This is a genomic window from Ureaplasma rhincodontis (assembly GCF_057537535.1).
In genome coordinates, this window is record NZ_BAAKAX010000001.1 from 347,450 (window position 1) to 362,476 (window position 15,027).

Sequence of the window (15,027 nt, forward strand, 5' to 3'; positions counted from 1 at the left end):
TTTACTCAATTTCTAAATCTTTAAATATTCTTTCTAATTCCTCATCAGGAACCGAAATTGAAGATTTTTTGTTTTTAGTTTTATTTAGTTTGACATCGTTTGATTTATTTGATTGTTTGATGCTTTCTCTTTCTTTTCTAACATCACTAAGTTTAGTTTTAAGATCGTTTTTTGATTCTTCAACTTTAACTTCTTTTAGATTTTTAAGTAAAGCTTCTTCTTCTTTGATTAATTCTTTTTTCTTCGTTTTTTGTTCTTTAGAATTTTTTAAAACTTCTTGAAAAGATTCTCTAAAGTTTTTTGTGTTGTTTTTCTTGTTGTCTTTTAAGTTCACAATATTGTTTAGTTTTATGTTTTTTAATAAAGAATATACAAATGTACCAGAAATACCAAATAAGAACAATGAATAAATAACGATAACGAAATATCATCCACCATTTGCATAAACAAATGAATTGTCATAATCTCACATTGCTGTGAATATACCTTTATTTGTAAAGATATTTGATGTACTTAATTTTTGCTGTAATGCAGCAAAATTAAGATTATCTAAATTAGCAACTGTAATATTTGAAGAATTTAAATTATATTTATTTAATAAATTTATAAATTCTGTTTTTTGATTAATTGTAATATTAGCAAAGTCTCAATGAATCATATTAGAAACTTGATCAATTAGTGTTAAGTTATTAAAACTCAAAGGAGGAATCATTGCAAAAACAAATAATAAAAATGATATTGCAAATGATGAATAAACATAAATAGATTTAAATTTCAATTCTTGTTTATTAGTAAATTCATTTTTAGTTTTAGTAAACTTAATTAAAAACACAATTGATAGTAAAAATAATAAAATTGTTATTATTCCGAATATAGAAGGAATGATAGCAATAGAATTATTTAAATTCATCATTGTAAAGAATGATGTAGATATAGCAGTATATGAATTAGTAACAGCATTGGTTGGAATGAATAATAGACCTATAAATATTCATAAAGATAAAATTAAAGAAAAACCAAAAGAAACTTTAAAATTCTTAACGTTTTTGCCCAATACTTTTATTTTATTTTTGTTTTCTATATATTTTTGTGTCATGATAATTCTACTTTATATGTAAATTTTATTTATATATTATACTATTTAAAATTGGTTTTAACAAAGTCAAAATAATTAATAACATTAAGACTTGATCTTCCTATTAAAACTCCATCTATTACATCATTATTTAATATGCTCTGAATGTTTTCTTTAGTGACGTTTCCGCCATAAATAATTTTTGATGATATGTTGAATTCTTTAGATATAAATTCTTTTAGTTTTGAAATAAGATTCTTAATATCATCAATATTTATTTCTTTATTTGATCCTATCATTCATTTAGGTTCATAAGCTAATATTAATGTTTCTTTGAAATTAATATTTTTTAATAATTCTTTTAGTTCTTTTTTAAGAAATTCAAAAGAATCATTAATATTATCAAAATCTTCAATTTCACCAAAACAAACAACAGGTGAAAAATCATTTTCTATAGAATGTTTTATTTTTTGGTTAAGTTCTTCATTAGTTAATTTCAATAATTTAGTTTCTTCAAAATGACCAATAAGAACATTATTGATGTTTAGTTCTTTTAATTGTTCAAAACTAAAAGAAGTTGTGAATGAACCTAAATTATGAGAACCATAATATTGTGAACCAATATTTAGATCTTTGTATTCAGTATTTAAATATTGTAAATAAAGATTATTAGGAAAAACGATGTAGTCGTTTTTAAAAGAATTATTTTTTATTAATTTATTAAGTGTTTCAAAATATTCTTTAGTTTGTTTGAAATCTAAACTAGATTTAAGGTTTGCGTATATTAATTTCATTTATGTAATTCCCTTTAATTTTTAAGATTTTTTATCTATATCTTTTAAAAGTTCATTTATTTCTTCTAATTTGAACATATCAACATTTTTCGAAGAAATTAATTCAGATATTTTTTTTATTTTGAAAGTTTTTTTCAAAAACAGAAGACATTTTTTAAATTTTTGAATATCTATATCTTCTAAACTTCATCCTAAATAATTAAAAAGCGTTTCTATTTCTTTAACTATATTATTTTCAAAATAAAGAAAAAAAGTTGAATCAGCATTATGAGAATCTTCTTCTTGATTTGCAAATTTAAATTCAAAATTTAAATAAAAAAAATTTGAATTTATTTCTTTTTTTATTTTTCTGTTGTCGTGTTTTAAATTTGATAATTCGTTTTTTGTTATTTTCAAGTCTTCAAATCCTGAAGAACAAGGGAGAATTACAAATAATTTTGAAAGATCATAACTAGAAGAAAAGGATATAGAGGTTTTATTAATCTTTATATCCTTCATTTCATTATGTGATTTATATTTTAAAATATCACAATAAGGAATAATGGGTTTATTTGAATTTTTTTCTATTAATTCAAATTCTAAAATTATATTTTCAATTTTCTTTATTTTTTTTATAAGAACTCTTCAAAAGCTGTTTAAATTTAACAACTTACATATTGATAAATCCTTAACTATTTCCTCAATTTCTTTAGAAAATGGATCGAATTTTTTGAATTCATCACTAAAATTAATAAAATTCTCAGAAAAACCATAAAATGCAATTCGTTGGCGTTGTAAATCTTGTGAAATCTTTTTGTAATTCGTTTCAACCGAAGGATTCAAAAGTCGATAAATTTCATAAAATTTTCTAATTTTTTTATATAAAGAATTTCTTAGAAATTCTCTGATCGGCAATGAAAGTGCAATAACTAATGTTATAAGCGACACAATTGCAGTAAATATACCTATTATTATTTCTCTATTCATAAAATAATTATAATATAAAAAATTACCTGACTTAATCAAGTAATTTTTTTGATTTATCTTAACGATTTATCAAATGGAATTCCAATATTTCTAGGAGCTACATTATATTTAGAGAAGAATACTAACCCTAATAATGTAATAGCAAACGGAATCATATGACCTATATTTGTTGGTATAGTTTCTTTGTTATGTTCAAATATTTTTGAAATAGCAGCAAATACAATAGATACTGCAAATATAAGTGGTATTCTTCAAGAACCAGCTATTAATATAGCAAGTGATAAGAAACCAAGACCAGAAACATTACCATTAAAGAATCCAGTATTTTGGAACATATATATTGATCCAGCAAGTCCCGCTAGCATTCCAGAAATTGTTAATGATATTCATTGGTATTTAATAACATTAATACCTTGAGCATCAACGGCATTTGGGTTTGCACCAATTGCTCTTAATCTTAAACCGAATGGAGTATATTTCATTAAAGCTCATAAACCAATTACCAGCAATATAACAACTAACAATAAACATATAGTTGTAATGAAAATACCAGAGTTATTAATTAAACCCAAACTTGTATATTGTGAATTTAGTTTTGGTTGAGTTCCACCAGATAAAACCGGACCTAAAGGTTCAGTTATAAATGTTGCAAGTCCTGCAGTTAATAAGTTAATAGCAGTTCCTGCCACAATTTGATTGGCCTTTAACTTTATGGTTAAAAAACCAAAGAGAGAAGAAGCTAATATTGTTAATACCATAGACAGAATCATAGGTAATGCAAAACTTTCATTACCTAATCTTGGTTGAAGTATTTGGGCAAATATAGTAAATACTAATGCTCCAAATATCATTTGACCATTAATAGAAATATTCGCGATTCCGACTCTTTCACTAAAATAACCAGCCATGGCTCCTAATAATAGAATCATAAAGAAAAGCATTGTTGAATTAGTAATTAGACCCGCACTCATTAATTTGCTCCCTTATTTGAATCGTTTAATATATTTAAAGAAGATTGTATATCTTCTGGGTTAAGTTCAAGCCTGTTAATATCTATTATTGCTTGTTCTTTAATTTCGTTGATTTGTGAAGAATTGTATTTATTTTCTCTTTTTCTATCTATTCTGATTTCAACTTTCATAAGTTGATCTTCTTCATATTTAGATAATTGGTGAATTAAATTATTAAGTTCAATATTAATTTCTTCATATTGTTTTTCTAATAATTCAATATTTGTTATTAATTTATCTTCAACTTTTTGAAATTTATCTCGATTTGAATCATTTGCTTTTTCCATTTTAGATTTTAAGCATTGAAGTTTAAATTTATATCTATGTATTTTATCTTCAATACTATTAGATTTGTAATCCAAGAATCTTGTTTTTTTAATTTTGTAAGATTTTATTGAAGTTTTTTCTTGCTCTAAAATAGCAAGTTTTTTGATTGAAGGATCAATTTTAGAAAGGGCTTTTGAAAGAATTTTATCTTTCTTATAAGTTTTAGAAGCATAAGCTTTATTAAGTTTATACTGAGCAAAAATTTCTTTTCTTCTTGCTTGTGCTTCTCCTAATTCAATTTGCTTATTTTTTTCTAATAAATCAATTTCATATAAGTCAGCTTTTAGATTTGAAACCAAACTATCAAGTTTGTTTTCATATCTTTTATAGTTAACTGGACCACTTGCTCCGTGCAATAATGTTTGTAAATATACTCAAGGTTTAAATCATAATATTACAACAAACAATGTAGCACCTAACATTATAAGACCCATAATAAGTCCACTAAATGTTCCAGGCGTATCTAAAAATGGAGTGGCAGTTTGGAACATACCCATTATGAAAGCAACAGGTAAGATAGCTAATGGATTATTAAGAGCAATTAAACCAATTGCTATACCATTAAATCCTTGAATAGGAACTGCATCAAATATTGTATTAACAGGAATGGCCGGAGCTTTTCCGCTTGTATATAATACATATCCTAATATACCTGCTATTCCTGATGAAATAGCCATAGTACTAATTTTTAAAGCTTTCGTATTATATCCAGCATATGTTGCAGCATCAAAAGAATGACCCACCGCTATAGTTTTTTTACCAAATACTGTATATTTCATTAATGCTCAAGTAGTAACAGCCAATATTATTAAAATTATTAAAGCTGGTAATCATCCACCCAATACTGGATCTGATAATTGAAATTGAGGCATAATATCAATAGAACTTGAAATGGGATTTCCTGAACCATATACTTTACCGCCTTTATAATCTACAATTAATCATTTAACAAGGAAATAAACAATTCAGTTAATTAATATTGATGAAACGACAACATTAACCTTTAAGAAAACTTCTAATAATGATGTTATCGTCCCAACAAGAGCAGCAACTCCGAAAGCAATAATAAACATTAATATTTGTCCACCACCTTGGGCAATTGATAGACCAGAATCTTGAAAGGCCTTTGAAATAACTAGAACAACAACACCAGAGGTTAATAATTGTCCACTTATTCCAATATTAAATGTTCCAACCTTGAAAGCAAAGGCGAAAGCTATACCACCTATACCTAATACTGCTATATTAAAAATCAAGGTATTGTAATCAATAAAAGCTTTGGTGAATAATCCCGAAATTAATCTACCAGGATTATACCCAAGAGCTGTACCAATTAATATAGCAACAATAGTTGCTATAAAAATAGAAATAATAACAGCTAAAGCCGATTTAGTAATAGATTTTCTATTTTTTTTGTAAACAAAAGTTTCTTTTGCAAGATAACTTTTTAACTTAATTTTTTCTTGCATCTCTATTCCCCCGCTGCCATTAATTCACCAATATATTGTCTAGTCATTTTTTGTCTAGTATTGGTTTCTATTATTTTTCCATTTTGCATAACTGATATAGTATCTGCTAGCCCTATTACTTCATCTAATTCATAAGATATTAATAAAACAGCTTTGCCTTTATTTTTTTCTTCAAGAATTTGTTGATGAATAAATGATATAGCACCCAAATCCATACCTCTAGTTGGTTGAACTAAGACAATAACGTCATGTTCTCTATCAAGTTCTCTACCAAGAATTAATTTTTGTTGGTTACCACCAGAAAGCAATCTAGAAGTTGTTGTTCCTCTTGTTGTTCCTCTAACATCGTATTCTTTTATTAATTTTGTTGCATATTTATATATAGCACCAGAATTAATAAAACCAAACTTACTATAAGGAGATTTGTTAATATTTTGTGAAATCGCATTCATAGCAATTGGTCAATCTAATATCAAACCATGTTTATGTCTATCCTCTGGAACATTAGATAAACCTAAATCAAATCTTTTGGCGATTGATTGTTTATTAAGATTTATAGATTCGTTTTCTTTGTGAAGAATGATCTCGGATTTGCTGTTTGCAGACATTAATCCGGAAATAATTAATGCTAGCTCGCTCTGTCCATTGCCTTCAACGCCAGCAATGGCATGAATTTCTCCTGCTCTTAATTTCATATTCAACATAGACACTTCAGAATTTATATCTTCTGATTTTAATTTTATGTTTGAATCTTTATTTTTCATTCTTTGAACAAAATCAGCAAAGAAATCTCCTTTTTGTTGTTTCTTTTTTCAAATGTTATAAAGGTTTAAATCTTTGATTTCAAAAATTGTTTTTGCTTTCTCATAATCAAAAATTGAATCATTCTTAACATTTTCAATTTTCTTACCAACCATGCTAGTTGATATTTCTGAAATTGTTTTAGAAGAAATATCAAAATCTTCTATATATTTTCCTCTTCTAATAATTGTTCCTCTATCAGCTACTTGTTTAATTTCATTAAGTTTGTGAGTAATAATTATTATCGTTTTTCCTTTTTTCTTAAAATCGATTAGCATTTCTAAAAATGATTCGATTTCGTCATCACTTAAAACAGCTGTCGGTTCATCGAAAATTAAAATTTCGGCATTTCTATAAAGTAATTTTAATATCTCTGTTTTTTGTTGTTGACCAACAGTTAATTTTGAAACTTTTTGGTTTATGTTTAAATTAAAATTATATTTATCAACAAGTCTTTGTAAAGTCTTTTTAATTTCAATAATATTTATTGGAGCTAATAACGAAGTTTGCTCATCTCCTAATATTACATTTTCTCAAATAGTAAATTCATCAACTAACTTGAAATGTTGGTGGACCATTCCTATTCCATGTTTAGCTGCATCTTTAGCAGAAGTAAAAATAACTTCTTCATCATTAATATAAATTTTTCCAGAATCTTGTGTATATATTCCAAATAATATTGACATCAGTGTTGATTTACCAGCTCCATTTTCACCTATTAAAGCATGAACTTCATTTGGTTTGACCTTTAAATCAACATTCTCATTAGCAATTACCTTACCACCCAAAAATGTTTTAGTGATTTTATTCATTCGAATTGCATATTCTATTTTCTTATTTTCTAAACTCATATATCAAACTTTCTTTAAACACTTGGTATTTTAATTTTCATTTTTCTATAGAAATCGACCAATCCCATGTATGTTTTTTCAGCATATCCTTGATCTAAAAGAACAGAAGTTGGTGAATTCAATATTTCTTTAATTTTGACGGCATCTGATTGATTGCCTTCTTTAATAAAACCTTTAAGATTAAAATTGGCTCTTTCTTTTCATTTTTCTTGTGAAATTTTATTTTTTAAAATTTCAGGAACTTGTTCAGGCATAACACCATTTTTATAAGTTAAACCTTTAGGTTTAATATATTCTCCAGTTGTTGGTAATCAATAATCATATTTTGTAGCATTATTAATAACAACTTTTTTGTTGTTTTGGAATTTTCAATCATTAGAGGGCACATAAAACATATTCGTTTGCTCAGAAGCTATTTTGAATGTTTCTTGTTTTTGAATTAAAGCAATAGCTTCTTCATATGTTGACGGCGCTTTAGTATTGTTATTCTTTGCAAACGTTTGCATGGCTTTTATGAAGTAAGGAATTCCGGGTTTTGATATTCCTACGTTTCCATTTGATATAGTACCTAAAGAACTATATCCAAAACCACCAATATTATTAATTCCGTTAGTAATTCCATTATTAATATTTTCAATAATTTCTGCTGTCGATTTTTCTAATCTTTTCAAACTACTAAAAGCAATTATATTTGAAGGTGATTTAACTCCTGGAATTTGAATTGGTTTTTCATTTTGAAATATTTTTGTTAAACCAAAAGCAGTATCAACGCCAACTAAAACTGTTTTTGCTTTATAGGATTTGATTAAATTAGAAGCAGATATTATTTGTGGACTATCAACAGGGATTAAACAATTAATTTTTTTCAATAAAAAAGAAGTTATTAAAGTATTTCCTCCGGTTGGACTAAATGTTTGAGCAAAATTAGAATCTATATTTGTTCCTAAGAATATTTGTTTCAAAGGCAACAAATTATTCGCAGCATCAGAAGCTAGATAATTATTAAATCAATCAATTCCATTTTGAAAACCCGACATGTAACTAGTTACAGATGGGTAATTCATACCACCATAAGTGCCTCATGTTAAGTAATTACGATTTGGAGTATCATGTAAAAAATAATCTTTATATTCATTTAAATAAATACCAAGAGCGATTCCTGATATAAATGAACCTTGATCAGTTCTATATTGCATAGTTGCTATTTGACTTGTATAAGGACCATCATATGTAGAATCTAATAATAAAAATCCCGTATTAGAGAATTTCGGTAATTCAAGTGCTTGCTTAACGGGAATTTGATATGTGAAGCCAGGAAGGAGTTCAAGTCTCGCTGAATCTAATATTGCTGAGTAAAAAGATTCAATTAATGAAGAATTTGAATTTTCTGTTGGCTGTTTATAATATTTTCTATATGGGTTTGAGTTTTTAGTTGCATAATAAGAACCAACAACTCCACCAATTATTGCGGCTGTTCCAAGTATACCTAATGTTAATTTAATTTTCTTGCTTCAAATTCTCATTAGATTCTCCTTTTTTGTTAATAAAATAATACCACATAAACTTGTCTATACAACTAATTTATTATTTTTCTAGTGAAATAATTTTTTTCACTCTTTTTAAATGTCTTTCGTTTTGATTTTTGGCCTCAAAAAAAGATTCTATAATTTCTATATTTTCTTCTACAGTTGCAAACTTAGAACTTAAGGCCAATACATTGGCATGATTATGTTCTTTAGCTAAAATAGCCATTTCTTTATTAATAGCTAAAGCTGATCTAATTCCTTTAATTTTATTAGCAACCATATTAACACCATTGCCTGAATAACAAGCAACAATACCAATTGAATCCTTGTCTTCTGAAACTTTCTTAGCAACCTCATAGGCATAATCAGGATAATCAACTGATTCATTAGAAAAATTTCCACAATCAATAACTTCAATGTTTTTAGACATTAAATATTCTTTGATTTTTTGTCTTAAATCAAAAGCGGCATGATCACCACCTATATAAATTTTTTTATTCATCTTTATATCCTTCTAAAAATATTTTAATATCTTTTATATTATTTCCTTCTCTTAAAATTTTTCATTCATCAATATCTATAATTGTAGAAGGTTTCTCTGTTCTTCTTTGAAAAAAATTATCATAAAGAAAAATTTTTTCTTGGTTTTCTTTAAAGATTGTTTTTGCTTCTAATAAATTTTGTATTGGTTTCTCATTACTTATATTTGCACTACTACAATATAAGTAATCAAACTCTTTTAACAATTTCAATAAAAATTTTGAATTTGGCATTCTGTAAGATGTTTTATTTTTTATTATTGTAACTTCTCCAGGTCAAAACTTATTTAAAAATTTTTCTTGTTTTTCATCAAGTTCTTTTAATAAATTTTTATTAGAAATAAATTTTATTATTTTTTTCGAAGGTTCTCTTTTTTTGATTTCATAAAGCAAATCTTTATTAATAGAAAGAATTCCATAAACAGTATCTGTTTGTGTAATTAATGCTTTAGTTTGAAGTTCTTTTTTTATTTTATTTATTTTCATTGTTTTGCTTTTATTATTAATGTTCTATAGTTATTATTTATATCTTTTAAAAATTTATAATTGATTTCTTTTTTAACTTTTAAAAGTGATTCTAGTTTATCTTTTTGATCATATCCAATTTCAAAAATAATGATGAAATTCTTAGACATAAATCTTTGATAATTATTAATTATAAATTCATAATAATATAATCCAAATTTTTTTGCATATAAAGCTTTTCTTGGATCAAATTTATTAAGATTTTTGCTTGTATTATTATCCTTCTTATCAATGTATGGAGGATTAGAAACAAGTACATCTATGTTTTTCATTTTTAATAATGCTTTTTTAAGATCGATATTAATAAAATTAATAGAAGTATTGTGTTTTTTATTATTCTCTAAAGCGTTCATTAATGCTTTTTTTGATTTTTCAAAAGCATAATATATATTATTGTTGTTTATAAGTTCTAAGTTTAAGCAAATTGGTATTATTCCGGTTCCGGTTCCACATTCAACTATTTTCAAAGAATTCTTGTCTTTGATTTCTTTAATTGTGGCTTCTACAAGAAGTTCTGTTTCTTGTCTTGGCATGAAAACCGATTTATGTAAATTAAATTCTCTTTTATAAAAATAAACTTTATTGATAATTCTAGGAAAGGGGATTTTATTTTTAATTATTTTGTTAATCTCTTTAAATATTAAAATTTCTTTTTCAGAAGAAATTTCTTTATTTCTATTAATAATAAAATCTTCTTTTGATTGATAATTTGGCAAATGAAAAAAAAGAAAATCAAACAAATATGATTTGTCTAATTTTTCTTTTTCAAATATAGTTTCTAGTTTAAATAATAGTTCTTGATTTTTCATTATATTTTTAAATCTAACATTAATTCTGCTTGTTCTTCACTTATTAGCATATCTATGATTTCATCTAAACTTCCCATCATTATATGTTCTAGTTTATTTAAAGTCAAATTGATTCTATGATCAGTTATTCTATTTTGAGGATAATTGTAAGTTCTAATTTTCTCAGATCTATCACCTCTACCAATTTGTCCTTTTCTTAAACTTGAAAGTTCCGCGTGTTTTTTAGATTCTTCTAAATCTCAAATTTTAGAACGCAACATCTTCATAGCCGTTTCTCTATTTTCGATTTGTGATTTACCTTCTTGACAAGCAGCAACAACTCCAGTCGGCAAATGAGTAATTCTGACAGCAGACTCTGTCCTATTAACATGTTGTCCACCAGCTCCTGAAGCTCTATATGTATCAATTCTTAAATCAGCGGGATTAATAGTGATTTCAATATCATCTTGTTCAGGAAGAACAGCAACAGTTATAGTAGAAGTGTGAACTCTACCTTTTGATTCTGTTGCTGGAACTCTTTGAACTCTATGAACACCAGATTCAAATTTTAATTTACTATAAACGCTATCGCCAGAAACAGAAAATGAAATAAAACTAAATCCATGTGGTTGTGAATCCATATCTAATATTTTTAATTTTCAATTTTTTGAATCTATATATCTTTTGTAAGTATCAAATAAGTCACCTAAAAATATGGCTGATTCATCACCACCTGCTGCAGGTCTCATTTCAATGATTACATTTTTTTCGTCATTTGGATCATGTGGTAATAAAAGCAATTTTATTTCATGTTCTAATTCAGGAATTTTTGTTTTACATTCGTCAAATTCCATTTGAACTAAATTAATCATTTCTTGATCAGATTCAGTTTTCAACAATTCTTCTGAATTAATACCTTCATCTATTAATGATTTATAAATAAGAAATTGATCATAAACTTTAGTTGTTTGCTTAAGTTGAATATTGATTTCTCTTATCTTGTTGATGTCATCAGAAATAGTTTCTAGAGTTTTACTTAACTCTAAATGCTTTTCAGATATTTTTTTAACAGCTTCAAATAATTTCTTGTTATACTCCATAATACATTCCTTTGTATTTAAAAAGCATTAGTTTCCTAATGCTTTTTATGACCTTAAAAATTAGAAAACTATAAAGATTCAAATCCTTTAACAACTTTAGTTGTTTTAGGTGCTTTTTCTTTTGTTTTTGTAGTTGGTTTGTTTTTTGTATTTTGTTTACCAGCTTCAAATTTTGAAGCTAATTTTTCGGCACGACCACGTAATGATACACCATTGCTCTTACCAATATAAAATGGGTGACATAGTGAACAAACATCAATTGAAACACTTCCTGGTTTTGAAGATAGAATTTCAAAAGTTGCTTTACATGAAGCACATGTATATGTGCAATTATCCATATTTGGATGTATACTTTTCATATTAAAATCCTTTTCTAAAATTTTCTAATTTTTTAAACTAATATATTATAAAGTGTTTTAATGTAAAAAAACCTTTTATTTCAAATTAGTGTACATAGTTTCAAAAATTTGACCAATTTTTGAGTCACTATTTAATTCGATAATACCTAAATTTTCTTGTTGAATATTTAATTCTTTATAACTGCATAACATTCCATTAGAATCATTATTCATTAACTTGCCAGATTTAATTTCTGTTCCGCTTGGCATTATAGAACCAACCTTAGCACAAACTGTAATTAAATCTTTTCTTGCATTAGATGCTCCACAAATTATTTGCACCATTTCTTTATTATCAATTTCAACTAAACATTTTGATAAATGAGTTTCTTTTATTTTTTCACATTCAATTATTTTTGCAACAACAAAATTATTTTGTGGATATTTAGATAAATCAATATCTGTTATTTTTTTAATTTTGTTAATTAATTCTTTTGTTAAATAAACAATTCCTTTTTTAAGATTGAATTCGGTGAGATTGAATAAATTCAATCCTATTAATTCTTCATCTAAATATAAAATTGAGAAAGAAGAATCTTCAATTATTTTGTTTGGTTTTTTGTTTTTTACATTAATTAACAAATTATTATTTGTATAAAAACTAATCATGCTTTTATTATATTGTTATTATTATATATATTGTTAATAATTTGTATAATTAATATTTACTCTATCATTCAAGAGGTAATAATGGAAAAAATAAAATTTTATTTAGATGATGGTTCTAGTTTTGAGCCATATAGAACAAAAGAAACGGGCTTATTCAAAATAGGACTTAATGTTGAAGATGAAGAAGGAAACATTGATCACTATTTTTCAAATATAAATATAGATAGAAAGAAAATATTTGATATTTTAGAAAATGGTCTTTCAATCAAAACAGAACAACCAATTTATGGTGTTGTATTGGAAGAACTTAAAGAAGCCTTAGAAAGCCATGATAAAGTTATCGTTATATCTTTATCAAAAAAGCTTACTGGCTTTCATAACAGTTTAATAGCAATTAAAAAAGAACTTAATAATGAAAATCTTATTATTGTTGACTCGTTAAGTGTCGGAATAAGTGGAAATTGAACACAAGAAGAACTTGAAGATTTAATTAAAAACAACAAAATAAAAACAACTGAAAAAGCAATAAATAGTGCCGTGTCTTCTAGACAAAAGAAAATCTGCGGAGCTGTTATTATTTCAAACCCTAAACATTTAATAAGCGGTGGAAGAATAAAAGGTTTCAAGGGTTTAATAGCAAAAACATTAAAACTTAAATTTGTAGTTAAATTTGATGGTGGTTTAAATTTAGTTGATAAAGATGTTAAACTTGACAAAGCTATTGAAAAAGCAATTATTGCCATAGACAAAGAAATTAACTTCAAAAAGAATGGCATCAAGAGAATTAGTTTCATGAATGATATAAATGAAGAAAATTTAAATGATCTTGTTTATAACGCCATTAAAGATTACATTGGAAAAGATTTTGAATATGTTAACTCATTATTGCCTGAATGTGTTGTATCTCATGTTGGGCTTGATACATTTTCAATACTTATAGAATCTAATAAATAAAAAAAACATTCTTTTAAGGAATGTTTTTTTATTTAAATCAATTCAATTACAAAATAATGTTTTTTGCCTTTTTTGATTACCAAAAATTTATTATGCAATAAATGTTTTTTATTTATTTCAATAGTTTCAGAAGTCATTGATTCTGAATTTATTTTAATTGCATTTTGATTAATTGACTCTCTTGCTTTTTTTCTTGAATCGAATATATTAGATTCCATTAACAAATCAATTAAAGAGTGTTTGATTTCTTTAAGTTGTATTTTTTCATGAGATTTAAAAGCTGATATAAATTCTTCTTTAGTTAATTCTTTAATTTGATCTTTAAATAATAATTCAGATATTTTAATAGCATTTAAATATTTTTCTTCGCCATGAATATTAGTTACTATTTCTTTTGCTAATTCTTTTTGACATAATTTATTTTTAGGATTTTCTTTCATGTCCTTTTCAAGAGAAGTAATTTGTTCTTCAGTAAGAAATGTTAAGTATTTTAATAATTTAATAACATCATTATCATTTTGATTAATTAAGAATTGGTACATTTCATATACTGAAGTTTTGTTTTCATCTAAGAAGATTGCACCTTTTTCTGATTTACCAAATTTTTTACCATCGCTTTTTGTTAATAAATTGATAGTTAAACCACAAGCTAAATTATCTTCGCCTATTTCTTTTCTTATCATTTCAATACCAGTAGTGATGTTGCCTCATTGATCACTACCACCTAATTGAATTGCAATGTTTTTGTTTTTATAAAATTCTAAAAAATCATTTCCTTGAATTAAAGTATAAGCAAATTCTGTAAAGCTAATTCCCGTTTCTAATCTTGTTTTAATAGATTCTTTTTCTAACATGTAATTTATATTTATTAACTTTCCAGATGTTCTTAAAAAATCAAACAAAGTTTGCTCTTTATAAATATCGTTGTTATTAAGAATTTCAACATTTGCGTATTTAATAAGTTGATTAGAAATAGATTGCACATTGTGATTTACAATCTCTGGATTTAGCAAATTTCTTTCAGAACTCTTACCGCTAGGATCGCCAATCATACCTGTTGCTCCACCAACTAAAGCATATGGTTTGATTCCAAATGATTTAAGTCTATTAAGCATTTGAATCATGACATAATTACCCAAGTGTAGACTATCGGCGCTTGGATCAAAACCGACATAAGCAAATTTATTAGATTTTGTTGCTTCTTCAAATTTATCTTTGTTAGTAATATTATTTAGAACCCCTCTTCATTCAAGTTCTTTTAAAAATTTATTCATAATTTTTCCTGTTTATATTTT

The 15,027-nt window shown here is 25.5% G+C and carries 15 protein-coding genes; 1 reads left to right on the forward strand and 14 read right to left on the reverse strand.

Annotated elements, in window-relative coordinates:
* Nucleotide 1: 1 nt before the first annotated feature.
* The 13 genes from AC27EK_RS01585 to ytpR all read right to left on the reverse strand — a co-directional run bounded on the left by AC27EK_RS01585 (nucleotide 2) and on the right by ytpR (nucleotide 12,778).
* Entirely contained in the window at nucleotides 2-1,096 is a 1,095-nt protein-coding gene (locus AC27EK_RS01585) for a hypothetical protein (protein ID WP_487231604.1), read from the reverse strand.
* A gap of 41 nt (nucleotides 1,097-1,137) precedes the next feature.
* The gene (locus AC27EK_RS01590) at nucleotides 1,138-1,869 is read right to left on the reverse strand and encodes a triose-phosphate isomerase (protein WP_487231605.1); all 732 of its coding nucleotides are present in this window, start codon (nucleotides 1,867-1,869) and stop codon (nucleotides 1,138-1,140) included.
* Between the two features lie 21 nt (nucleotides 1,870-1,890).
* Nucleotides 1,891-2,835 carry a hypothetical protein gene (locus AC27EK_RS01595; RefSeq protein WP_487231606.1) on the reverse strand — a complete coding sequence of 315 codons (945 nt, stop codon included), beginning with the start codon at nucleotides 2,833-2,835 and terminating at the stop codon, nucleotides 1,891-1,893.
* A gap of 53 nt (nucleotides 2,836-2,888) precedes the next feature.
* The gene (locus AC27EK_RS01600) at nucleotides 2,889-3,806 is read right to left on the reverse strand and encodes an ABC transporter permease (protein ID WP_487231607.1); all 918 of its coding nucleotides are present in this window, start codon (nucleotides 3,804-3,806) and stop codon (nucleotides 2,889-2,891) included.
* On the reverse strand, nucleotides 3,806-5,641 hold the full coding sequence (locus AC27EK_RS01605) for an ABC transporter permease (RefSeq protein WP_487231608.1): 1,836 nt from the start codon (nucleotides 5,639-5,641) through the stop codon (nucleotides 3,806-3,808). Before AC27EK_RS01605 ends, AC27EK_RS01600 begins: the two co-directional genes overlap by 1 nt.
* A 2-nt stretch (nucleotides 5,642-5,643) precedes the next feature.
* A complete protein-coding gene (locus AC27EK_RS01610; protein WP_487231609.1) occupies nucleotides 5,644-7,293 on the reverse strand; it encodes an ABC transporter ATP-binding protein in 1,650 nt (549 codons plus the stop codon).
* 14 nt (nucleotides 7,294-7,307) lie between these two features.
* The gene (locus tag AC27EK_RS01615; protein ID WP_487231610.1) at nucleotides 7,308-8,816 is read right to left on the reverse strand and encodes a BMP family ABC transporter substrate-binding protein; all 1,509 of its coding nucleotides are present in this window, start codon (nucleotides 8,814-8,816) and stop codon (nucleotides 7,308-7,310) included.
* Nucleotides 8,817-8,877: 61 nt separating this feature from the next.
* On the reverse strand, nucleotides 8,878-9,321 hold the full coding sequence (gene rpiB, locus AC27EK_RS01620) for a ribose 5-phosphate isomerase B (RefSeq protein WP_487231611.1): 444 nt from the start codon (nucleotides 9,319-9,321) through the stop codon (nucleotides 8,878-8,880).
* Nucleotides 9,314-9,844: a Sua5/YciO/YrdC/YwlC family protein gene (locus AC27EK_RS01625; RefSeq protein WP_487231612.1), complete on the reverse strand. Its 531-nt coding sequence runs from the start codon at nucleotides 9,842-9,844 to the stop codon at nucleotides 9,314-9,316. The genes rpiB and AC27EK_RS01625 overlap by 8 nt, the downstream gene beginning before the upstream one ends.
* Nucleotides 9,835-10,692, reverse strand: coding sequence for a HemK/PrmC family methyltransferase (locus tag AC27EK_RS01630; RefSeq protein WP_487231613.1), 858 nt, complete (start codon nucleotides 10,690-10,692; stop codon nucleotides 9,835-9,837). Before AC27EK_RS01630 ends, AC27EK_RS01625 begins: the two co-directional genes overlap by 10 nt.
* Nucleotides 10,692-11,771, reverse strand: a complete 1,080-nt coding sequence (prfA, locus tag AC27EK_RS01635; RefSeq protein WP_487231614.1) for a peptide chain release factor 1 — start codon at nucleotides 11,769-11,771, stop codon at nucleotides 10,692-10,694. The genes AC27EK_RS01630 and prfA overlap by 1 nt, the downstream gene beginning before the upstream one ends.
* 68 nt (nucleotides 11,772-11,839) lie before the next feature.
* Nucleotides 11,840-12,130 (reverse strand): 50S ribosomal protein L31, encoded by a 291-nt coding sequence (gene rpmE / locus AC27EK_RS01640; protein WP_487231615.1) that lies wholly within the window; start codon nucleotides 12,128-12,130, stop codon nucleotides 11,840-11,842.
* A gap of 75 nt (nucleotides 12,131-12,205) precedes the next feature.
* Nucleotides 12,206-12,778, reverse strand: a complete 573-nt coding sequence (ytpR, locus tag AC27EK_RS01645; RefSeq protein ID WP_487231616.1) for a YtpR family tRNA-binding protein — start codon at nucleotides 12,776-12,778, stop codon at nucleotides 12,206-12,208.
* An 81-nt stretch (nucleotides 12,779-12,859) separates the two neighbouring features.
* Between ytpR and AC27EK_RS01650 the strand changes: the two genes are divergently transcribed.
* Entirely contained in the window at nucleotides 12,860-13,732 is an 873-nt protein-coding gene (locus tag AC27EK_RS01650) for a DegV family protein (protein ID WP_487231617.1), read from the forward strand.
* A gap of 32 nt (nucleotides 13,733-13,764) precedes the next feature.
* Here AC27EK_RS01650 and tyrS read toward each other — a convergent pair whose 3' ends face one another.
* Nucleotides 13,765-15,006, reverse strand: coding sequence for a tyrosine--tRNA ligase (tyrS, locus tag AC27EK_RS01655; RefSeq protein ID WP_487231618.1), 1,242 nt, complete (start codon nucleotides 15,004-15,006; stop codon nucleotides 13,765-13,767).
* Between the last annotated feature and the right edge of the window lie 21 nt (nucleotides 15,007-15,027).